This window comes from Streptomyces sp. 891-h, from assembly GCF_022760275.1.
Taxonomy (GTDB): Bacteria; Actinomycetota; Actinomycetes; order Streptomycetales; family Streptomycetaceae; genus Streptomyces; species Streptomyces spirodelae.
Genome location: NZ_CP050693.1, coordinates 5,195,382 through 5,216,467 on the forward strand (window position 1 = coordinate 5,195,382; position 21,086 = coordinate 5,216,467).

Genomic DNA, 21,086 nt, shown 5'->3' on the forward strand with positions numbered 1-21,086 from the left:
GGAGCACACCATGACGAACCCCGCCATCACGGCGAACGGCCTGCGCAAGTCCTACGGCGACAAGGTGGTACTGGACGGCATCGATCTGACCGTCCCCGAAGGAACGGTCTTCTCGCTGCTCGGCCCGAACGGTGCGGGTAAGACCACGGCGGTGAAGATCCTCTCCACGCTGATCGCCGCTGATGGCGGGCAGGCACGGGTCGCGGGTCACGACATAGCCGGTGAGGCGCAGGGGGTGCGTGGTGCGATAGGCGTCACCGGTCAGTTCTCCGCCGTGGACGGTTTGATCACCGGCGAGGAGAACATGTGGCTGATGGCGGACTTGCACCACCTCCCGCGTCAGGAGGGACGGCGTGTCGCCGCCGAACTCCTGGAGCAGTTCGACCTGGTGGAGGCGGCGAGGAAGCCCGCCTCCACCTACTCCGGGGGTATGAAGCGCCGCTTGGACATCGCGATGACGCTGGTCGGCAGCCCCCGGATCATCTTCCTGGACGAGCCGACCACGGGCTTGGACCCGCGTTCCCGTCACAACATGTGGCAGATCATCCGCGAGCTGGTCTCCGGCGGGGTCACCGTCTTCCTCACCACGCAGTACCTGGAGGAGGCCGATGAACTCGCCGACCGGATCGCGGTCCTGAGCGACGGAAAGATTGCTGCGGAGGGGAGTGCGGAGGAGCTCAAGCGCCTCATTCCCGGCGGCCACATCCGCCTCCGCTTCACGGACCCGGCCGCCTATCAGTCCGCCGCCTCCGCCCTTCGGGAGACCACCCGAGACGACGACGCCCTCACCCTCCAGATCCCCTGCGACGGCAGTCAGCGCGAGTTGCGCTCTCTCCTGGACTGGCTGGACTCGGCCGGTATCGAGGCGGACGAGCTGACGGTGCACACCCCCGACCTGGACGACGTGTTCTTCGCCCTGACCACCACCCGGCCCAAGGAGACCACCCGATGAGCACCCTGTCCCTCGCCGTACGCGACTCGACCACCATGCTGCGCCGCAACCTCCTGCACGCGCGCCGCTACCCCTCCCTCACGCTGAACCTGCTACTGACCCCGATCATGTTGCTCCTGCTCTTTGTGTACGTCTTCGGTGACACGATGAGCGCCGGCATCGACGGCGGCGGTCCCGACCGCTCCGCGTACATCGCCTACCTGGTGCCGGGGCTTCTCCTGATGACCATCGGCAGCACGGTGGTGGGCACGGCGGTCTCGGTCTCCAACGACATGACGGAGGGGATCATCGCCCGCTTCCGCACCATGGCCATCCACCGCCCCTCCGTCCTGATCGGGCATGTGGTCGGCAGCGTGCTGCAGTCGGTCCTCAGCGTCATCGTCGTCGGCGCGGTCGCGGTGGCCATCGGCTTCCGCTCCACGGATGCCACAGCGCTGGAGTGGCTGGCGGCGTTCGGCCTGATCGCACTGGTCGCGCTGGCCTTCACCTGGATCGCGGTGGGTATGGGCATGGGCGCCCCGAACGCGGAGGCGGCCAGCAACAACGCCACGCCGCTGATCATCCTCCCGCTGATCTCCAGCGCTTTCGTCCCGCTGGAGGCGATGCCGGGCTGGTTCCAGCCGATCGCGGAGTACCAGCCCTTCACCCCCGCCATCGAAACCCTGCGCGGCCTCCTGCTGGGCACGGAGATCGGCAACAATGCCTGGCTGGCAATCGCCTGGACCGTCGGCCTCACCCTCCTCGGTTACCTCTGGTCCACCGCACAGTTCAATCGCGACCCCAAGTAACGGCAGCCCCTCTTACGTCACTGGCGAAGCGCCGGCCGGAAGGGGGGTTCTGCCATGCCTCAGTGCAACTGGTGCGAGAACGCGACCACGAACAACGAGGCACCCACACAGCTCAGCAGCACGATCGGCAACACCCACGCCGGTCTGCGCTCGCCACGCAGCGGCGCTGTCAGCCGCCGGTGCAGGGCGGTGAGGCCGTACAGCAGCCCGATCGACACGGCGGTGACCGGCAGACTCACCGCGAAGTGCGCGAGCCACGCCCCGGCCTTGCTGGGCCCGCCCCAGGAGTGGTCGTACGGGCCGCTGTCCACGAAGCCGTAGAACAGCCCACGCGCGGTGCCCATGGCGAGCACGCCCGCCACGATCAGCGCCAGGACGCCGAGCAGCACGGTGAGGAAGGCGTACGCCATGACCCGCACCCTCCCCGCCCCCGCCCCTGCCCCAGCTCCGGCCCGCAGCGTCCGCCGGGCCGGGGCGGCCTGTCCGCCGAGCGCCATGACGAGGGCGAACAGGCCGGCCGGGAAGAGGGTGAGGGCCTCTCCCATCCGCCGGCCGAACCCTGCCCCGCGGGACGGCATGGAGGAGGGTGCGGGCGCTGTGGCATTCCGGGAAGCGTTCATGGCAGCGAAACTATGGCGCGGCCCTCGTGCTGTACGAGCTACCACGGAGCCAATGCGCTCCGCTGGGGCCCCTACTGCGGTAGGGGGCGCCCCGCGAGGCCGTTCACGAACTCCCGCCACGCCCCCGCCCCGAAGTACGCCGTCCCCCGCGCGGGGTCCTTGCTGTCTCGGACCGCGCGTCCGCCGTCAGCGGTGCAGGCAACCTCCACGCACTCGCTGGCCTCACCGGCGCCTGAGTAGGACGACTTGCGGAAGCGGCTGACGGCGGTCCTGCTGTTCACTTGGGTTCCTCTTCTTCGGGAATGTCGGTGATGAGCCTCTGGATGAAGTCCCGGGTCTGTTCGCTGGTCAGCGCAGCTGAACGCAGAGCGTCGAAGGCGTGTGCGTAGGGAGTCGTCAGGTTGTCGTCCTCCAGCACGACGCTCTCCTGATGGGTGTCCTGGACGACTGCAGAAGGTGCCCATTCCCCGTCGAAGGACAGCATGGCGAAAGGAGGCGAACTCGCCGCTGCCGACCACTCGCTGAGCGGTAGCACTTGAAGGCTGACCAGCGGCTGCTGCTGGAGCCACAGCAAGTCGTGCAGTTGAGCCCGGTGAGTCTCCGCGCTGGGCATGGAAGAAGTCAGCGCTGGCTCCCAGATCACGGCCGCCAGACGGGCGCCGGAGGCGAGGAATTGCTTCCTCCGTTCCTGACGGATTGCGACGACGCGCTCGATGCCCGGCTCGCCCCCGAGCGCAGGGTTCGTTGCAAGCAGCGCCCTCGTGTACGCCTTCGTCTGCAACAGCCCCGGCACCAATGCGGTCTGCCACGTACGGATGAACGTGGCGTCGGATTCCAGCGCGAGGTAGTCGCCCAGCTTGTCCGGCACCGGTACCGGTTGGTTGACCCACCAGCCGCGCTTTGTGGCGCTTCGGGCAAGCCGCTCAAGCTGTGAGCGCGTCGTCTCGTCGTCCACCTCGTAGAGGTCCAGCAGGTAGCGGACTTCCGGGACGCGGGCGCAGTTCGCTCCGGACTCGATGCGGCTTATCTTTGCCGTCGAGCAGCCCAGCGCTTTGGCCGCGTGCTCCTGATCGAGCTTCGCGGCCAGTCGGTATCGCCGCAGCGCGGAGCCGAGCCGCCTGCCGCGCATCGTGGGCTTCCGGTCCGAGGGCATGGGTCCTCCCCTTCTTGCTTCCCCAAGTCTGCACATCAACTGGCTGAGTGGGACAGCAGTTTGAGGCGCAGACTCTCTGGCAAGTTTGCCATGTAGATGACTTGCCAAGCGCTCCGCTTAGCCGTAGCGTGATTTGCCTCACTCAGTGTGTCCGCAAAGACGCCAAGAGTGAGCGACTTCCATCTGCTCACCCGCCCCCGGGGAGGCCCCATGTCCGGGCGTACGAACATCGCAAGGTTCCGCATCAGCAAGGCGTCCGTGCCGAAGGCGCGGGAACATGTGCGGCTGGTACTCAGAGAGTGGAAGCTCGGACAGGTGAGCGACGACGCGGTGCTCATCACAAGTGAGTTGGCGACCAACGTCGTCACCCACGCCGCATGGGGAATCGGCGACTACTTCGAACTCCTACTCCGCCGCCGGGACGGCGTCCTCATGCTGGAGGTCTCCGACTCGTTCCAGTGGGAGATGCCGGAGCTGCGCAAGCCGGACCCGGAAGAGGTCTCGGGCCGCGGGTTACTCCTGGTCGACGCCCTCTCACAGGCGTGGGGCGTACGCCCTCGCACGGGGGTCGGCAAAACGGTGTGGGTGCACCTCGCGGCACCCGGCGACGCCCGAACGCGGCGGTCTCCAGGGTAATGTCCGGCGCCATGGGCGAGACTCACCCGCAAGTCTGGGCCGCGGACGCGATCCGGCGCATAGAGGAAGACGCCGGCCCGCGTGAAGCCCTCACCCCGCTGCGGCGCCTGGCCCCTTCTGAAGGCTTCAAATGCTTCGAGGGCGTCGACGTCTATCTCAAGGACGAATCCGCGCTGCCCACCGGCAGCCTGAAGTACCGCCTGGTACGTGCCATGTTCGGAGAGGCGCTCACCGGCGGGCGGATCAGGGAGGGCACGCCGGTGTTCGCGGCGACGGGCGGAGCGGTCGCCGCGGCAGGAGCCCGGTTCGCGGAGCTGCTGGGGCTGCCGTTCACCGCCGTCGTACCGGCGAAGACCCCGGCGCGTCTCCTGGAGCGGATCGAGGCCGCGGGTGGGCAGTGGCAGGTCGGGGAGCGGCCGCCCGCCGCGGTGCAGCAGGAGGCCCGCGAGCTGGCCGAGAGCTGTGGCGGCCACCTGCTCGACCACTTCGCCGACGCCGAACGGGCGGTGGCCGGCTGGGGGGAGGCGACGATCGCGGACGAGATCTTCCACCAGCTGCGGGGCGAGCCGCACCCGGTGCCGGAGTGGATCGTGACCGGGGCCGGAACCGGCGCCACCTCGGCGACGATCGGACGTCATCTGCGGTACCACGGCCGCTCCAGTCGGCTGGCCGTGGTGGACCCGGAGAACTCCGCGTACTTCCCCGCCTGGGCGAGCGGCTGCGACGACTACGCCACGGGGATGCCGTCCCGGATTCCCGGCATCGGCCGTCCGCGCACCGAGCCGGGTTTCCTGCCGTCGGTGATCGACCTGGTGATCCCGGTGCCGGACGCCGCCTCGATCGCGGCGATGCGCCGTCTGCACTCGGCGGGCATCGATGCCGGACCGGCAACCGGGACCGCCCTGTGGGGGGTGTGCCACCTGGTGGGCCGGATGCGCGAAGCCGGGAAGCGGGGCAGCGTCGTCCTCGTTCTCGGTGACGGTGCCGAGTCGTACCGGGACACGTACTGCAGCGCGGAGTGGGTACGCGCCCGGGGCCTCGACCCCGCACCCTACGAGGCCGACCTGGAACGCTTCGCCCGCACAGGCACCTGGTGACCAGTTTTTTTCATCACCCCCTGAGCCGGTGACGAAAAACAACAGAGGTCCGACCAGGGCGCCCTCACCCCACCGTGCGCGGCATCCGCAAGCCCACTGCCACCAGCGCCAGCAGTCCGCAGCCGTGCACCGCCAGTACCGCGCCCAGCGCTTCCCGCATGCCGAAGTGCGGTATCAGGGCGAGGAAGAGGGAGCCCAGGGTGGCGACGCCCAGGGCGAGCCCGGACTGCTGGGCCGTGGCGGCGAGGCCGCTGCCCGCACCGGCGCGGTCGGCGGGAACGCCGGAGAGCAGGATGCGGAAATAGGTGGGCAGTTGCAGCCCCTGCCCCACGCCGCACAGCGCCAGCCCCGGCGCCAGCGCGACCGGCGGCAGGCCGGGCCACTGCGCGCAGACGGCGATCAACAGCGCCCCCAGTCCCGCACCCTGCGCCACCGCGCTGAGCGTTAGCACCCGCCCCGCGTCGAGCCGTTCGGTCAGCTTGGGTGCCCGTACGGAGGCGGCGAACTGAGCCAGCCCCATCGGCACCAGGGTGAGGCCCGCTTTCAGCGCTCCGTAGCGCAGCCCCTGCTGCAGCAGCAGTGCGCTTTCGAACATGAAGCTGCTGAAGCCCAGAAAGATCGGCGCTCCGGCGAGCAGTCCGCGCTGTACGCCGCTCTCGCGCAGCAGCGAGGGCGGCAGCAGCGGGCTGCGGCCCGCCCGCTCCTCCCGGCGTTCGACGGCGAAGAAGGCGTACGCCAGCACGGCAGCGGCGACCAGCAGCGCGACCGCCCACCAGGGCCAGCCCGCCGCACGGCCCTCCGTCAACGGCAGCAGCAGCGCGCCCAGTCCGCACGCCAGCAGCACGGTTCCGGCAACGTCACCCTGCGCGGGCGCTTCCGAGCGGCTGTCGGGCACCGTACGGACGCCCAGCGCCAGTGCGACCAGCACCACCGGGACGTTGATCAGGAAGATCGCCCGCCAGCCGGTGCCCGCCAGGTCGGCGGCGACCAGTACGCCGCCCAGCACCTGCCCAGTGACGACGGATATCCCGCCGACCGAGCCGAACAGGCCGATGGCGCGGGCCCGTACCCGCCCCTCGCTCGTGGCGTGGATGGTGGCGAGCACCTGCGGGAACAGCATCGCGGAGGCCGCGCCCTGCGCCATCCGCGCGGCGATCAGCCACCACACTCCGGGCGCGAACCCGCAGGCGAGGGAGGTGAGGCCGAAGGCGGCGACGCCCCAGCTGAAGAGCCGCCGCCGTCCGAAGGTGTCGCCCAGCCGTCCGCCCAGCACGAGCAGCGAGGCGTAGGCGACGGCGTAACTGGCGACGACCATCTCCAGCGCGGCGGGGGAGGCGTGGAGGTCGGCTTCGATGCTGGGGAAGGCGACATTGACGACAAAGAAGTCGATCATGGGCAGCGCGGCGCCCAGCAGCAGCGTGAACAGCCCGAGGGGGCGGAGTGCGGCGGAGGTCCGGGGCGCCCTCCCCGCGCCCGCCGGGGGTGCGGCCTGCCCGCCGCCGGGCCCGGGCCGCGCGGTCGTGGTGGTGGCTTCGTGACTCATGACCACGAGCCTCGGACGATCGTCAACGTGGTACCAGACGGTCCTCATCCTGGTATGACGACTACCTGGAACCAGGACGCGCTCTGCCTCATCCTGGTGTCATGAGCGTCACCACCGGCCGCCGCGCAGCGAAGGCGTCCCCCTCCGCAGCGAAGGCTTCCGAAGGGGAGGCGTCCGCATCCGCAGAGGAGGCGTCCGCAGCGGAGGCGTCCGCACCCGCCGACAGCGTGCGCCGCGAGCTCCTCGCGGCGTTCCTGCGCAGCAGGCGTGAACGGATCAAGCCCGAGCAGGTGGGCCTGCCGCGCGGCCCGCGCCGCCGTACGCCGGGGCTGCGCCGCGAGGAGGTGGCGCACCTCTCGTCAGTCGGTGTGACCTGGTACACGTGGCTGGAGCAGGCCCGGGACATCCAGGTCTCGGCGCAGGTGCTGGACTCCCTCTCGCGGGCGCTGATGCTGGACACCAGCGAGCGCGCCCATCTGTTCGCGCTCGCGGGCACGGCCGACCCGACGCCCGCGGCCGAGACGACGGTGCTGCCGCCCGGCATCCGCAAGGTGCTCACCCAGCTCGAACCGTTCCCGGCCTGTGTGCAGAACGCGCGCTACGACATCCTGGCCTACAACCGCGTCTACGGTCGGCTGCTCGGCGACCTGGACGCGCATCCACCCGAGGACCGCAATTGCATGTGGCTGGCCTTCACCGACCCCGACTGGGCTGCCGCCATGCCGGACCGGCAGGAGACGATCCGGCTGATGGCGGCCCGCTTCCGCTCCCGGATGGCCGAGCACCTGGCCGAGCCCGCCTGGAAGGCGCTGCTCAACCGGATGGAGCGGTCCTCGCCGGAGTTCCGCGAGCTGTGGGAGCGGCACGAGGTGGCGCGCGCTGTCGACCAGACCAAGCGCTTCCGCAACGCGCACGTCGGCATGCTGTCCTTCACGTACCACGGGCTGTGGCTCGGCCCGGCCGAGGGCGCGCGCCTGGGCACGTACGTACCGCAGGACGAGGAGACCCAGGCGGGGGTCGAGCGCCTGCTGGAGGTGATCGAGGAGGGCGAGGCCGTCAGCTGAGCCCACGGCGGCGGGGCACGGACCCGGATGGGGGACAATGGGGAGCTGTCCCGCAGACCGACCGAGCCCGAGGAACCGCCGCCGTATGAGCCAGCCGACTCAGCCGCTGCACATCGGAGAGCACACCGTCCAGCCGCCCGTGGTGCTGGCGCCGATGGCTGGGATCACCAACGCTCCGTTCCGGACGCTGTGCCGGGAGTTCTCCGGCGGCCGTGGGCTGTTCGTCAGCGAGATGATCACCACCCGGGCGCTGGTGGAACGCAACGAGAAGACGATGCAGCTCGTGCACTTCGACGCGAGCGAGAAGCCGCGCTCCATCCAGCTCTACGGCGTCGACCCGGTGACCGTCGGCAAGGCGGTGCGGATGATCGCCGACGAGGACCTGGCCGACCACATCGACCTCAACTTCGGCTGCCCCGTCCCCAAGGTCACCCGCAAGGGCGGCGGCTCGGCGCTGCCCTACAAGCGGCCGCTGCTGCGCGCCATCCTGCACGAGGCCGTCAGCAACGCGGACGGGCGCCCGGTGACGATGAAGATGCGCAAGGGCATCGACGACGAGCACCTGACCTACCTGGACGCCGGCCGTATCGCCGTCGAAGAGGGCATCACCGCCATCGCGCTGCACGGCCGCACGGCGGCCCAGCACTACGGTGGGACCGCCGACTGGGACGCCATCGCACGCCTCAAGGAGGCCGTCCCGGAAATCCCCGTACTGGGCAACGGCGACATCTGGTCGGCCGACGACGCGGTACGCATGATGCGTCGGACCGGCTGCGACGGTGTCGTGGTCGGCCGCGGCTGCCTGGGCCGGCCCTGGCTGTTCGCCGATCTGGTGGCCGCGCTGGCAGGGGACGGCACGCAGGCGTACGCGCGGCCCACGCTGGCCGAGGTCGCCGACGTCATGGTGCGGCACGCGCGGCTGCTGGGGGAGTGGCTGGGGGACGAGGGGCGCGGCGTCATCGACTTCCGCAAGCATGTCGCCTGGTACACCAAGGGCTTCTCGGTCGGCTCCGAGATGCGCAAGCGGCTGGCCGTCGCCGGTTCGCTGGCGGAGCTGCGCGCGCTCCTCGACGAGCTGGATCTGTCCCAGGAGTGGCCGGAAGGCGCGGATGGTCCGCGCGGCCGGACCCACTCCCGCAACAAGGTCGTGCTGCCCGACGGCTGGCTGAACGACCCGTACGAGTGCGGCACGGGCGTCGACGCGGACGCCGAACTGGACACCTCCGGCGGTTGAGCCGCCCCCTCCGGTGAGGGGCTGCCCCTTCCTGCCCGTCGCGGTCTGCGGGTTGGATGTGGCTTGTCGCGCAGTTCCCCGCGCCCCTGACGGGGCGCGTCTCCCGCTGTGCTTGGGAGGTCTGCGCCAGAGGCGCAGGGCTGGCAAGCGCAGCGCCCCATGCGGGGTGCCAGGCTCAGAACCCCTCCAGCCGTGCGGCGTACCGGTCCAACTGCCGCTCCGCGAAACTGTCCGCCTCCCAGTTCCCCGGGAGGACCTCGTCCGGGGCCGCCCAAATGTATGACCAGACCGTCCCCGGAGATCCCCCGGTGCCGCTCTCCACCATCAGCGGCACCAGCTCGTACTCGTCATCCTCGAAGTCGTCCAGCACCCGCCATTCACGGGCGCTCAGCCCACTCAGCAACAGCCCGGACGCGGTCTGCCCCGGCGCCGGGACGAGCCCGGGATAGGGCCGGCGCGTGAGCGCCGCCGCGCGCCAGCCGGCGGCGCCGGCCGGAGCCGTGGAGGGCACCCGGCCGAGCAGAGCGGCGAGGATGCGGCCGAAGCGAAGAGTGCCGTAGACGAAGAGGGCGTCGGCCGTGGGATCGACGGCGGAGAGACGGATCGTCGGCTCGGTCATCCAGGCAATCTACTGCGGCCCGCCACCCCTGTTTCCGCCGCCCAGCGCTCGTCCGCATTGTGAGACGTTCACCCGTTCAGCGCAGTGATTCGCGCCACCTTGATCAGGGGTGCGCTCAAATGAGCGCTCAAATGTGAGCTGTAGATCTCCAAGGAGCGGGTCGGGGTTTTACCGAGCCTTGGTTTCCGAATCGAAGAATTCACTACCCTCAGTGAGGGAAGCCCGCAGTCCAGATGGCGTACCGTCACCATCCGTTCGAGTCTTGAATGGTATGCCCAATCACCCCGAACGGCCCCGCACTTTCGATCTCTCGGCAGACGGGTGGTTACAGCCGTGTGACGTGCCGTTGGACGTACTCGCAAGCCTTTGATCTGGGTACGCTCCCCGCCGTCAGGGCAGCCGACCACGAGGAGCCGAGTCCGGTGCCGGTTCACACGAAGAACACAGAGTCCGCGGACGCAGAGTCCGCAGTAGGCGCGTCGCAGCAGCAGCCCCAGCAGCAGGCGCAGCAGCGGAAGTTCGTCTATGACTTCAGTGAGGGCAACAAGGACCTCAAGGACCTCCTCGGCGGGAAGGGAGCCAACCTCGCCGAGATGACCAACCTCGGTCTGCCCGTCCCCCCGGGCTTCACCATCACCACCGAAGCCTGCAAGGCGTACCTGGAGTCCGGCGAGGCCCCCGCCGCGCTCCGGGACCAGGTGAGCGAGCACCTGGCCGCGCTGGAGCAGCGCATGGGCAAGAAGCTCGGCCAGGCCGACGACCCGCTGCTGGTCTCCGTACGCTCCGGCGCCAAGTTCTCGATGCCCGGAATGATGGACACCGTCCTCAACATCGGGCTCTCCGACGAGTCCGTGCACGGGCTCGCGGCCCAGTCCGGCGACGAGCGCTTCGCCTGGGACTCCTACCGCCGCCTCATCCAGATGTTCGGCGACACCGTGCTCGGCATCGACGGCGAGCGGTTCGCCGAGACGCTGGACGCGACCAAGAGCGCGCGCGGCGCCGTCACCGACGTGGACCTGACCGCCGACGACCTCAAGGAACTGGTCGGCAAGTTCAAGGCCATCGTCTCCGAGGAGACCGGCCGCGACTTCCCGCAGGACCCGCGCGAGCAGATGGACCTGGCCGTGCGCGCGGTCTTCGACTCGTGGAACGGCAACCGCGCCCGCCTCTACCGGCGCCAGGAGCGCATCCCGCACGACCTGGGCACCGCCGTGAACATCTGCTCGATGGTCTTCGGCAACCTCGGCCCCGACTCGGGCACCGGCGTCGCCTTCACCCGCGACCCGGCCAGCGGCCAGCAGGGCGTCTACGGCGACTACCTGCAGAACGCCCAGGGCGAGGACGTCGTCGCCGGTATCCGCAACACCGTGCCGCTCGCCGACCTCGAACAGCTGGACAAGGCGTCGTACGACCAGCTGATGCAGATCATGGAGACCCTGGAGAACCACTACCGGGATCTGTGCGACATCGAGTTCACCATCGAGCGCGGCAAGCTGTGGATGCTCCAGACCCGCGTCGGCAAGCGCACGGCGGCCGCCGCCTTCCGGATCGCCACCCAGCTCGTCGACCAGGGCCTGATCGACGAGGCCGAGGCGCTGCAGCGGGTCAACGGCACCCAGCTCGCCCAGCTGATGTTCCCCCGCTTCGACTCCAACGGCGGCCTCAAGGACGCCGACCAGATCGGCTGGGGCATCGCCGCCTCGCCGGGCGCCGCCGTCGGCAAGGCCGTCTTCGACTCCTACACCGCCATCAAGTGGTCCCGCTCAGGCGAGAAGGTCATCCTCATCCGCCGCGAGACCAACCCCGACGACCTGGACGGCATGCTCGCCGCCGAGGGCATCCTCACCTCGCGCGGCGGCAAGACCTCCCACGCGGCCGTCGTGGCGCGCGGCATGGGCAAGACCTGTGTGTGCGGCGCCGAGGAGCTGGAGGTCGACACCAAACGGCGCTGCCTCAAGACCCAGGACGGACGGGTCGTCGAGGAGGGCGACGTCGTCTCCATCGACGGCTCCACCGGCAAGGTCTACGCAGGCGAGGTGCCGGTCGTGCCCTCCCCGGTGGTCGAATACTTCGAGGGCCGGATGCACGCGGGCGCCGACGACGCCGACGAGCTGGTCAAGGCCGTCCACCGGATCATGGCCTACGCCGACCGGGTACGCAGGCTGCGCGTACGCGCCAACGCCGACAACGCCGAGGACGCCGCGCGCGCCCGCAGGTTCGGTGCCCAGGGCATCGGCCTGTGCCGCACCGAGCACATGTTCCTCGGAGAGCGGCGCGAGCTGGTCGAGCGGCTGATCCTCGCCGACACCGAGGACGAGCGCGAGCAGGCGCTGGGCGCGCTGCTGCCGCTGCAGAAGGGCGACTTCATCGAGCTGTTCGAGTCGATGGACGGACTCCCGGTGACGGTGCGGCTGCTGGACCCACCGCTGCACGAGTTCCTGCCCGACATCACCGAGCTGTCGGTACGGGTCGCGCTGGCCGAGTCCCGCAAGGATGCCAACGAGAACGACCTGCGGCTCCTCCAGGCCGTGCACCGGCTGCACGAGCAGAACCCCATGCTGGGCCTGCGCGGCGTCCGGCTCGGACTCGTCATCCCCGGCCTGTTCACCATGCAGATCCGCGCCATCGCCGAGGCGTCCGCCGAGCGCAAGGCCGCCGGCGGCGACCCGCGTGCCGAGATCATGATTCCGCTGGTGGGCACCGTGCAGGAGCTCGAGCTCGTCCGCGAGGAGGCCGAGCAGGTCATCGCCGAGATCGAGCGGGAGCACAACGTCGAGCTCGGGCTCAGCCTCGGCACCATGATCGAGCTGCCCCGCGCGGCGCTCACCGCCGGACAGATCGCCGAGTGCGCCGACTTCTTCTCCTTCGGCACCAACGACCTCACGCAGACCGTGTGGGCCTTCAGCCGCGACGACGTGGAGGCCAGCTTCTTCACGGCCTACCTGGAGAAGGGCATCTTCGGCGTCTCCCCGTTCGAGACCATCGACAAGGACGGTGTCGGCTCACTGGTGCGCAGCGCCGCGGAGGCGGGCCGGGCGACCCGGCCCGACCTCAAGCTCGGTGTCTGCGGCGAGCACGGCGGTGACCCGGAGTCGGTGCACTTCTTCCACGAGGTGGGTCTCGACTACGTGTCCTGCTCCCCGTTCCGCATCCCGGTGGCCCGCCTGGAGGCGGGCCGCGCGGCGGCGCAGCAGCGCGTTTCCGAGTAAGCCATTTCAACCGCCGGGCTCCCCTTCCGCACCTACCCTCACCGCGGAACGGCCCGGACCAGGAGGCGGCACCCGTGCGGGGGTGCCGCCTCCATTGTTTCGGACGGACCGATGCCGGGGTACGCCCTCGCGTCAGTGCACCTCGTCCAGGCCCAGCTGTTCGACCAGGCGCCGCTTGGGCTGGGCGCCCACGACGGACCGGTCGGGCTCCCCACCACGGAACAGAACAAGCGTCGGCATCGACAGAACGCTGTACGCGGCCTGCGTCTCAGGGTTCCGGTCCACATCGAGGGAGACGACCTTCAGCGTGTCCGCACGCTCCTCGGCGATCTGCGCCAGCACAGGCGCCACCATCCGGCACGGCGGACACCAGTCGGCGGTGAAGTCGACCAGCACGGGGATGTCGGAGCGCAGCACCTCCTCGGCGAACGTCGCGTCTGTGACTTCCCGCAGGTGTGCGGTTGTTGCGCTCATGAGCCTTCGTCTCCCTGGTGTCCCTGTGGCGTGTCCGGCGACGGGCCGGGGAGGCTCAGCTCGCACCGCGGTTCGGGGCCGTGCGGCAAGCCCGCGGCAGCCTCGACCTCGGCGCGGGCCAGCCGCGCCGCGACCTCGTCCCGTACGGAGCGCAGATCGGCCATGCACGCGTCCAGCTCGGCGAGCTTGCGGCGGTAGACCTCCAGCGAGTCGGGGCAGGAGTCGCCCGCCGGGTGCCCGGCGCGCAGGCACTCCACGAACGGCCGGGTCTCCTCCAGCTCGAAGCCGTTCTCGCGCAGGGTCCTGATCTGCCGCAGCACTCGCAGGTCGTCCTCGTCGAACGTGCGGTACCCGTGCGCGTCCCGCGACACGGTCAGCAGACCCCGCGACTCGTAATAGCGCAGGGTGCGCGTGGTCGTACCGGCGCGCTTTGCCAGCTCCCCGATGCGCATACGGTCCTCCTTTCCGCGTGCTCCGCCGCCTTGGTCCGCCGTGTCCGCCGTGCTCTCGTACGGTGCTCGGCACGCTATGGGTTGACGCGGACGTCAACGCAACAGACCTCAACGCAGCAGTGGAGGAGAAGCATCCCTATGAGGGCACCGCGTAGGTGACCCCGGTCAGCTGCTCAGAGGCCGCCCACAGCCGTTCGGCGGCCACATCGCTGAGCGTCCACGGCGCCCGCCAGGACGGCACAGGCGCGCCCCGCCAGCCCAGCACACGCGGCCCCGTGAAGGAGTCCGGTGCCACCCTGGGCGCCGTCGCGGCGTAGAGGATCGGCAACGCGCCCGCGTCCGCGGACTGGGCGACGAGCCGGTTGCCCAGCGCCATCACGCGTTCCACGGCCCTGCGGCCCTCCAGCCGCGCCCCCGCTGTCTGGAGGTTTGTCGCGGCGTAGCCGGGATGCGCGGCCGCCGCGATCAGCGGGGTGTCGGCCAGGAGGCGGGCCAACTCGTGGGTGAAGAGCAGATTGGCGGTCTTGGAACGGGCATAGGCGACCCAGCGCCGGTAGGAGTGCTCACTGTTGAGGTCCGCGATGTCGACGTTGGCCAGCACATGGGCGAAGCTGGAGACAGTGACGACGCGTGGGGCGCGGGCGGCCATCAACCGGTCCAGCAGCAGCCCGGTGAGGGCGAAGTGCCCCAGATGGTTGATGCCGAACTGGCGCTCGAAATCGTCTGCCGTCCTGCCGTACGGCAGGGCCATCACGCCCGCGTTGTTGATCAGCAGGTCCACCCGGTCGTCCGGCAGCTCTTTGGCGAAGGCCCGCACCGACGCCAGATCGCCCAGGTCGAGCCTGCGCAGCTCGGTGCGCGGCCCCGCTTCCGGCAGCTCCTCGACGAGCGCGTCCCGCGCGCGGCTGCCGCGCTCCTCGTCCCGGCAGGCCAGTACGACACGGGCGCCGCGGCGTGCCAGCTCCCGGGCCGTGACGAGACCGAGCCCGCTGTTCGCGCCGGTCACGACCGCCGTACGGCCGCTCTGGTCCGGGATGTTCCGCGCTGTCCAGCCCATCGCTCGCCCTGCTCCTCGCCTTGACGGCCCCCTCGTCCGAGGAGGCTAGCGGTACGCCTCCGGACGGTCGAGGCCGGACGCACCGCGACCGGGAAGCCGCCACCCGGGGGGCTCTAGGCTGCACCCATGAACGCGAACCCTCCCTCCGCTGCACCTGGCTCCACACGGCCGCGGGTGCTGCTGCTGCACGGTCCCAACCTCAACCTGCTCGGCGAGCGCGACCAGGCCACCTACGGCCGTACTACCCTGCGGGACGTCGAGGAGCGCACCACGGCGCTCGGCCTGGAGCTGGGCGCCGAGGTCCGCTGCGCCCAGAGCAACAGCGAGGGAGCGCTCATCGACCTGATCCACGCCACCCGCGGCGGCGACAACGGCATCGTCTTCAACCCCGGCGCCTACGCGCACTACAGCTACGCGCTGCGGGACGCACTGGAGGCCGTCGCCGGGCTCGGCATTCCGTGCGTGGAGGTGCACATCTCCAATGTGCACGCCCGTGAGCCCTTCCGGCACACCTCGGTGACCGCTCCCGTGTGCCAGGGGATGGTCTCCGGACACGGCGTCTTCGGCTACGAGCTGGCGCTGCGTTCGGTACTGCACCGCATCGCGGAGTGGAGCGCCGCGCAAGAGAACGCCTGACCGGCCGACCGGCCCAGCGGTCGGCCGCAGACCGGCGGGCGGGTCAGTCCGTGCCCGTGACGGCCGTCAGGATGAACACGGAGTCCTCCAGCGCGAGCACTCCGTGCCGCAGATGCGGGACCCGCTGGATCTGCCCCGCACCGACGTCCTGGTCGGCGGTGCCCTCGGTGAGCCGGATGGAGCCCTGGAGGACATGGACGCTCGCCGCGGGAGGCGTGTTGTGCTCTTCCAGGGACGCACCCTCCGTCAGTGCGATGACGGACTGCCGCAGCGGTCCGTCGTGCAGGAAGAGATACGCGCTGCGGCCGTGCGGGTCTTTCCTTGCCAGCGCCAGATGCTCGGCTGCCAGGGCGGTCACATCATCCATGCGTCCATCGTGCCCCGCATGCCACACGATGCAACCGGGCGACCCGCGGTACGCCCGCGGATTCCCTCCGCGGGTTCCGTCGCCCGGCCGGTCCGACGGTCAGTCCCGCCAGACGCCCTCGGCTGCCGCCTCCCGGGCGAAGTCGGCGAAATCCCGGCCCTGCCGGCCCAGCACCTCGCGCACGCCGTCGGAGACCACCGCGTTGCGTCCGTCCATGAGCTGCGCGAACAGCTCGCTCAAGAAGGCCACCAGCTCCGGTTCGAAGCCCTGCCCGGCCAGCCACTCGGCGTACTCCCCGGGCGGGAGCGGCACATAGCGCACCGTCGGCCCGCCGGCCGCCGCCAGCTCGGCAACGGCCTCACCGAAGCTGAGCAGCCGCGGCCCTGTCAGATCGTGGACGCGCCCGTGGTGTCCGTCCCCGGTCAGCGCCTCCACGGCCACCTCGGCGATGTCGTCGGCGTCGATGAACGGCTCTCGCACGTCGCCCGCCGGGAAGGGGAGTTCGCCTGCCATGACGTACGGCCGGAAGACACCCTCGGTGAAGTTCTGGAAGAACCAGCCGGCGCGCAGGATCGTCCACTCCGTGCCCGCTTCCCTGACCGCCTCTTCGGTTTCCAGCGCCAGGTCCTCACCGCGTGCCGAGAGCAGCACCAGGCGCCGCACCCCGGCCTTCACGGCGCGCTCCGCGAAAGCGCGCACCATCCGCGCGGTCCCCGGGGCACCCACATCGGGCTGGCAGACGAGGAAGACGGCGCCCACTCCCTCCAGCGCCGGGTCCCAGGTGTCGGGGGACTCCCAGTCGAACGGCGGCCTGCCGGAGCGGGAGCCCACCCGCACCGGGTGGCCGCGCTCGCGCAGCCGGTCCACCACCCTGCTGCCGTTCTTGCCGGTGCCGCACAGGACGAGGACCGGAGCCGTCGCACTCTGCTGCTCTGCTGCCTCCACTGTCGCGTGCTGCGTCGCGTGCTGCGTCATGTGCTGTGTCATGGTCCAAGCCAACGCCGTCCGGCCGCGATCGGACATCGCTCAGCGGCTCGGTTCCATGTCCGCGCGTCTAAGCTGCTGTTGTGACGGCGCTCGTGACGGCAAACGGGGACAGCGCGCGACAGGCGCAGCAGATCGACGGACTCACCGAGGCGCTCACCGACGTGCTGAGCGGGGCGCGGGCGCGTGGCGGACTCTTCCACCGGGCGGTGCTGGCGCCGCCGTGGGGCGTGCGGGTCCAGGACGGGACCCCGCTGTCCGTGGCGTCCATGCTGCGCGGCGAAGGCTGGGTGCGGCACTCCGAGGCGCCGGAGCCGGTCCGGATCGCGCCGGGCGATGTGGTGGTGCTGCGCGGGCCGGCGCCATACGTTCTCGCCGACGGCCCGGCGACCGAACCAGGACTGCTGATCCAGCCGGGTGACTGCTGCACCACCCCGGACGGGACCGACATGTGCGAGGAGCTCGCACTGGGGGTGCGCACCTGGGGCCGCAGCCTGGACGATCCCGTCGCGCTGCTGAGCGGCAACTATCAGCTGCACGGGGACCTCAGCGCACGGCTGCTGGACGCGCTGCCGCACGTACTGGTGCTGCGGAAGGACGAATGGGAGGCCGAGCTGATCGAGCTGGTGGCCGCCCAGGTCGTCAAGGACACCCCGGGCCAGCAGATGGTGCTCGACCGGCTGCTGGACCTGTTGCTGGTCTCCGTGCTGCGCGCCTGGTTCGCGCGCCCCGAGGCGCGGGCTCCCGCCTGGTACCGCGCGCAGAGCGACCCGGTGGTCGGAGTGGCGCTGCGGTTGCTGCACGAGCAGCCCGGACACGCCTGGACGGTCGCGGCGCTCGCCGCCAAGGCAGGCGTGTCCCGGGCCGGCCTCGCCCGCCGCTTCACCGAACTGGTCGGCGAACCGCCCATGACCTATCTCGCGCACTGGCGCATCGACCTGGCGGCACGGCTGCTGCGCGAACCGGACGCGACAGTCGGGGCCGTCGCCCGCCGGGTCGGCTACGCGGACGGCTTCGCGCTGAGCACCGCCTTCAAACGGCTGCGCGGGGTCAGCCCGACGGCGTATCTGGCGGGGCTCACTCCGCGGCGCTGAACCCTTCGGCTCCCGCTGAACCCTCCGGCTCCGTCGGCGCTGAGCCTCCCCGGCTGCCGTCGGCGCTGTCAGTGGCCGGGTGCATCCTGAGGACATGTACGAGGAACGGGCGTCGCGGTTGCGCGGCGCCGTGGTGTGGACCCGCGCCCCCGTGCCCCCGGGGACGACGGGGCGGGTGCTGCCAGACGGCTGCATGGACCTGCTGCTGTGGAACGGCGAACTGGTCGTCGCCGGTCCCGACACCCGCGCGTATCTGACCACCGAACGCCGGGGCCTTCCGGTCTTCGGCCTCCGGCTGCCGCCGGGGACGGGCCCACGCGTCTTCGGCGTACCCGCCTGGGAGCTGCGCGACCAGCGGGTACCGCTCGCCGATCTGTGGCCCGACCGGCAGGTGCGCGAGCTGCGTGAACGGGTCGCGCAGGCCCACGACCCGCTGGCGGCGCTGGAGGGCGTCGCGGGCCGACGGCTGGCCGCCGAGCGGCGCGCGGCCGCCGACCCGCGCGACGCGGACCGGGTGGACGCCGTCGTGGCGGCGCTGCGGGACGGTGCCGGGGTCGCCGAGGTCGCCCGCCGGGTGGGGCTGAGCGAACGTCAGCTCCATCGCCGCTGCCGGGACGCCTTCGGCTACGGCGCCAAGACGCTGGCCCGGGTACTGCGGATGCAGCGGGCGCTGGAGCTCGCCGCGTCGGGCGGACCGCTCGCCGAGACGGCGCTGCGAGCCGGATACGCCGACCAGGCCCACCTGGCCCGCGAGACGCGTGCGCTGGCGGGCGTACCGATGAGCGAGCTGGTCCGCCGCTGAGGGCGTGCGGCAGGCCCTAACCCAGCGGCGCGAACAGATCGACCCCGTTCCCGTCCGGGTCGAGCACCGTCGCGTAGCGCTGGCCCCAATCGGCGTTCCACGGCGCATGGTGGCTCTCGTACCCGGCGTCGGTCAGCTCGCCGTGCGCCTTGTCGACCTCGGCGGGCGAGTCGCACAGGAAGGCCAGCCCGATCCGGCCCGCACCCCGCGGCGGCGCCGTCCAGTCGGGATCGAACGAGCGGACGGTCTCCTCGGTGTCCCAGGCGATCCGTACGCCGCCCGGGCCGGTGAACTCCACATGCGGCAGGGCGTCGGCGTCAGCGGGGATGTCGAGTCCGAGCCGCCGGTAGAAGGCGAGCGAGGCGCTCATGTCGGAGGTGACGATGCCGATGAGGTCGAAACGAGGTGTCATACCCGTACGCTATGGCGTCGTGCCCCGCCGGTCTTGAACGTTTCGGCCCTCGCTCCCTGCCTTCGCCTCCCTGCCTTCGGCGCCCCCCTTACCCTGGTGCGATGGCCGAGATCCTCACCGTGTTGACGACGACCAGCTCCCAGGAAGAGGCCAAGACGCTGGCCGCGGAGGCGATCGCCCGGCGGCTGGCCGCGTGTGCGCAGCTCAACGGCCCTGTCACCTCCCTGTATCGGTGGGAGGGCGCCGTACAGGACGACCCCGAGTGGCAGCTGCTGTTCAAGACGAGCGCCGCCCGCTACGACGCGCTTGAGGCGTACCTGCGCGAGGCCCACCCGTACGACGTGCCGGAGATCATCGCCACCCCGGTGGTGCGCGGCAGCGCGGACTATCTGCGGTGGGTGGAGGAGGAGACGCGGCCCTCTCAGCAGTCCTGAGGCGCGGCCTTGCGGTTACGGTCGGCGTATGCACGCCAGCCACGGCACACCCGCCCACGGCGGCACGTCCGCCCAGGACACCTCCGCGCACGGCGGCGCGCCCCCGGTGGAGGGCGGCGGCCCGCCGGCGCCCCGCTACACGCCTGCCGACCTCGAACGCTGGGTGCCGGAGCCGGACAAGCGTCCGGGGCGTACCGCCTTCCAGCGCGACCGTGCCCGCGTGCTGCACTCGGCCGCGCTGCGCCGGCTGGCCGGCAAGACCCAGATGGTCGCGCCCGGCAGCGTCAGCCCGGCGTGGGACGCCACGCCCCGGACCCGGCTGACGCACTCGCTGGAGTGCGCCCAGGTGGGCCGGGAACTGGGTGCCGCGCTCGGATGTGACCCCGACCTGGTCGAGACGGCGTGCCTCGCCCACGATCTGGGGCACCCGCCGTTCGGCCACAACGGCGAGGCCGTGCTGGCCGAGATCGCCGCACCGGCGGGCGGCTTCGAGGGGAACGCGCAGTCGCTGCGGCTGCTGACCCGGCTGGAGCCCAAACGGTTCTCCGAGGAGCCGGACGGACAGGTGCACGTCGGTCTCAATCTGACGCGCGCCGCGCTGGACGCCGCCACCAAGTACCCGTGGCGGCGCGGTGAGCACCCCGTCGATCCGGGTTCGCCGAAGTTCGGCGTCTACGCGGAGGACCTGCCGGTCTTCGAATGGCTGCGCGCGGGCGCGCCCGCGGGCCGCACCTGCTTCGAGGCGCAGGTCATGGACTGGTCGGACGATGTGGCCTACTCGGTGCACGATCTGGAGGACGGCATCAGGGCCGGGCATCTGGACCCGCGCATGCTGCTGTCCGGGCCCGAGCGGAGCGAGGTCTTCGCCGTCGCCGCAGAGCGCTACGCGGCCGGTGCCTCGGACGGCGAGCTGGCGGCCGCGCTCGACCGGCTGGCGGCACAGGAGTGGTGGCCGCGCGGCTACGACGGCACGGCGCCCGACCAGGCCCGGCTGAAGGACGCCACCAGCCAGCTCATCGGCCGGTTCTGTCTCGCCGCCGAGGCCGCGACCCGCGCTGCCTACGGTTCGGGCCCGCTGACCAGGTACGCCGCCCAGCTGATCGTCCCGGAGACGTCCCGGCTGGAGTGCGCGGTGCTCAAGGCGGTGGCCGACCGCTATGTGATGCAGCGGCCGGATCTGGAGCGGCTCCGCAGCGAGCAGCGGATCGTCGTGGGGGAGCTGGCCGAGTCGCTGCTGGAGCGTGCCCCCGAGGGTCTGGACCCGCAGTATGCGGAGCTGTACGCGGAGGCGGCCGGCGCGCCGGACCCCGAGCGGGCCCGGCTGCGGGTGGTCGTCGACCAGATCTCCACGCTCACCGACGCGGCGGCCCGGTCACTGCACGGGGCGCTGACGGCACGAGGGCGCCGCTGATGGACCGCGAGGACGGCGCGAGGGCCGTCAGCCCCACTGGGCAGTGCC

23 protein-coding genes are annotated in these 21,086 nt (G+C 71.1%); 12 read left to right on the forward strand and 11 right to left on the reverse strand.

What is annotated here, in order from left to right:
• Positions 1-10: 10 nt before the first annotated feature.
• Positions 11-952, forward strand: a complete 942-nt coding sequence (locus HC362_RS22750) for an ATP-binding cassette domain-containing protein (RefSeq protein WP_243085839.1) — start codon at positions 11-13, stop codon at positions 950-952.
• Positions 949-1,740, forward strand: coding sequence for an ABC transporter permease (locus HC362_RS22755; RefSeq protein WP_243085840.1), 792 nt, complete (start codon positions 949-951; stop codon positions 1,738-1,740). The genes HC362_RS22750 and HC362_RS22755 overlap by 4 nt, the downstream gene beginning before the upstream one ends.
• Positions 1,741-1,799: 59 nt before the next feature.
• Here HC362_RS22755 and HC362_RS22760 read toward each other — a convergent pair whose 3' ends face one another.
• The 3 genes from HC362_RS22760 to HC362_RS22770 form a co-directional block, all read right to left on the reverse strand.
• On the reverse strand, positions 1,800-2,360 hold the full coding sequence (locus tag HC362_RS22760) for a hypothetical protein (RefSeq protein ID WP_243085841.1): 561 nt from the start codon (positions 2,358-2,360) through the stop codon (positions 1,800-1,802).
• A 71-nt stretch (positions 2,361-2,431) separates the two neighbouring features.
• Positions 2,432-2,641 (reverse strand): DUF397 domain-containing protein, encoded by a 210-nt coding sequence (locus HC362_RS22765; RefSeq protein ID WP_243085842.1) that lies wholly within the window; start codon positions 2,639-2,641, stop codon positions 2,432-2,434.
• Positions 2,638-3,513 carry a helix-turn-helix transcriptional regulator gene (locus HC362_RS22770; protein WP_243085843.1) on the reverse strand — a complete coding sequence of 292 codons (876 nt, stop codon included), beginning with the start codon at positions 3,511-3,513 and terminating at the stop codon, positions 2,638-2,640. Before HC362_RS22770 ends, HC362_RS22765 begins: the two co-directional genes overlap by 4 nt.
• Before the next feature lie 210 nt (positions 3,514-3,723).
• Here HC362_RS22770 and HC362_RS22775 point away from each other — a divergent pair, with 210 nt between their 5' ends.
• Together HC362_RS22775 and HC362_RS22780 are read left to right on the forward strand one after the other, a co-directional pair.
• The gene (locus tag HC362_RS22775; RefSeq protein ID WP_243085844.1) at positions 3,724-4,149 is read left to right on the forward strand and encodes an ATP-binding protein; all 426 of its coding nucleotides are present in this window, start codon (positions 3,724-3,726) and stop codon (positions 4,147-4,149) included.
• Between the two features lie 11 nt (positions 4,150-4,160).
• Positions 4,161-5,246: a pyridoxal-phosphate dependent enzyme gene (locus HC362_RS22780; RefSeq protein ID WP_243085845.1), complete on the forward strand. Its 1,086-nt coding sequence runs from the start codon at positions 4,161-4,163 to the stop codon at positions 5,244-5,246.
• Between the two features lie 64 nt (positions 5,247-5,310).
• Here HC362_RS22780 and HC362_RS22785 read toward each other — a convergent pair whose 3' ends face one another.
• On the reverse strand, positions 5,311-6,789 hold the full coding sequence (locus tag HC362_RS22785) for an MFS transporter (protein ID WP_243085846.1): 1,479 nt from the start codon (positions 6,787-6,789) through the stop codon (positions 5,311-5,313).
• A gap of 101 nt (positions 6,790-6,890) precedes the next feature.
• Between HC362_RS22785 and HC362_RS22790 the strand changes: the two genes are divergently transcribed.
• Both HC362_RS22790 and dusB read left to right on the forward strand, forming a co-directional pair.
• Positions 6,891-7,853 carry a helix-turn-helix transcriptional regulator gene (locus HC362_RS22790; protein WP_243085847.1) on the forward strand — a complete coding sequence of 321 codons (963 nt, stop codon included), beginning with the start codon at positions 6,891-6,893 and terminating at the stop codon, positions 7,851-7,853.
• 85 nt (positions 7,854-7,938) lie between these two features.
• Positions 7,939-9,087 (forward strand): tRNA dihydrouridine synthase DusB, encoded by a 1,149-nt coding sequence (gene dusB / locus HC362_RS22795; RefSeq protein ID WP_243085848.1) that lies wholly within the window; start codon positions 7,939-7,941, stop codon positions 9,085-9,087.
• A 175-nt stretch (positions 9,088-9,262) separates the two neighbouring features.
• Here the strand turns inward: dusB and HC362_RS22800 are convergent, their stop codons facing one another.
• On the reverse strand, positions 9,263-9,706 hold the full coding sequence (locus tag HC362_RS22800) for a gamma-glutamylcyclotransferase family protein (RefSeq protein ID WP_243085849.1): 444 nt from the start codon (positions 9,704-9,706) through the stop codon (positions 9,263-9,265).
• Positions 9,707-10,128: 422 nt separating this feature from the next.
• Between HC362_RS22800 and ppdK the strand changes: the two genes are divergently transcribed.
• Entirely contained in the window at positions 10,129-12,915 is a 2,787-nt protein-coding gene (gene ppdK / locus HC362_RS22805) for a pyruvate, phosphate dikinase (protein ID WP_243085850.1), read from the forward strand.
• Between the two features lie 132 nt (positions 12,916-13,047).
• On the opposite strand, the gene trxA is transcribed toward ppdK, so the two are convergent.
• From trxA to HC362_RS22820, 3 genes are all read right to left on the reverse strand, one after another.
• Entirely contained in the window at positions 13,048-13,389 is a 342-nt protein-coding gene (trxA, locus tag HC362_RS22810) for a thioredoxin (RefSeq protein ID WP_279240131.1), read from the reverse strand.
• Positions 13,386-13,841: a MerR family transcriptional regulator gene (locus tag HC362_RS22815; RefSeq protein WP_243085851.1), complete on the reverse strand. Its 456-nt coding sequence runs from the start codon at positions 13,839-13,841 to the stop codon at positions 13,386-13,388. The genes trxA and HC362_RS22815 overlap by 4 nt, the downstream gene beginning before the upstream one ends.
• Before the next feature lie 136 nt (positions 13,842-13,977).
• Complete coding sequence (locus tag HC362_RS22820; protein ID WP_243085852.1) at positions 13,978-14,898, reverse strand: oxidoreductase; 921 nt, start codon at positions 14,896-14,898, stop codon at positions 13,978-13,980.
• Between the two features lie 126 nt (positions 14,899-15,024).
• On the opposite strand from HC362_RS22820, the gene aroQ reads away from it, so the two are divergent.
• On the forward strand, positions 15,025-15,534 hold the full coding sequence (gene aroQ / locus HC362_RS22825) for a type II 3-dehydroquinate dehydratase (protein ID WP_243085853.1): 510 nt from the start codon (positions 15,025-15,027) through the stop codon (positions 15,532-15,534).
• A gap of 43 nt (positions 15,535-15,577) precedes the next feature.
• Here aroQ and HC362_RS22830 read toward each other — a convergent pair whose 3' ends face one another.
• Together HC362_RS22830 and HC362_RS22835 are read right to left on the reverse strand one after the other, a co-directional pair.
• On the reverse strand, positions 15,578-15,901 hold the full coding sequence (locus HC362_RS22830; protein WP_243085854.1) for a cupin: 324 nt from the start codon (positions 15,899-15,901) through the stop codon (positions 15,578-15,580).
• A gap of 99 nt (positions 15,902-16,000) precedes the next feature.
• Entirely contained in the window at positions 16,001-16,888 is an 888-nt protein-coding gene (locus tag HC362_RS22835) for an NAD(P)H-binding protein (protein WP_243085855.1), read from the reverse strand.
• 131 nt (positions 16,889-17,019) lie between these two features.
• Here HC362_RS22835 and HC362_RS22840 point away from each other — a divergent pair, with 131 nt between their 5' ends.
• Both HC362_RS22840 and HC362_RS22845 read left to right on the forward strand, forming a co-directional pair.
• Positions 17,020-17,979: an AraC family transcriptional regulator gene (locus HC362_RS22840; RefSeq protein WP_243088764.1), complete on the forward strand. Its 960-nt coding sequence runs from the start codon at positions 17,020-17,022 to the stop codon at positions 17,977-17,979.
• A gap of 94 nt (positions 17,980-18,073) precedes the next feature.
• A complete protein-coding gene (locus HC362_RS22845; RefSeq protein WP_243085856.1) occupies positions 18,074-18,781 on the forward strand; it encodes a helix-turn-helix transcriptional regulator in 708 nt (235 codons plus the stop codon).
• Positions 18,782-18,797: 16 nt separating this feature from the next.
• On the opposite strand, the gene HC362_RS22850 is transcribed toward HC362_RS22845, so the two are convergent.
• Positions 18,798-19,193: a VOC family protein gene (locus HC362_RS22850; protein ID WP_243085857.1), complete on the reverse strand. Its 396-nt coding sequence runs from the start codon at positions 19,191-19,193 to the stop codon at positions 18,798-18,800.
• 101 nt (positions 19,194-19,294) lie between these two features.
• On the opposite strand from HC362_RS22850, the gene cutA reads away from it, so the two are divergent.
• Positions 19,295-19,627 (forward strand): divalent-cation tolerance protein CutA, encoded by a 333-nt coding sequence (cutA, locus tag HC362_RS22855; RefSeq protein ID WP_243085858.1) that lies wholly within the window; start codon positions 19,295-19,297, stop codon positions 19,625-19,627.
• Between the two features lie 28 nt (positions 19,628-19,655).
• Positions 19,656-21,038: a deoxyguanosinetriphosphate triphosphohydrolase gene (locus tag HC362_RS22860; protein WP_243085859.1), complete on the forward strand. Its 1,383-nt coding sequence runs from the start codon at positions 19,656-19,658 to the stop codon at positions 21,036-21,038.
• Positions 21,039-21,086: the final 48 nt, after the last annotated feature.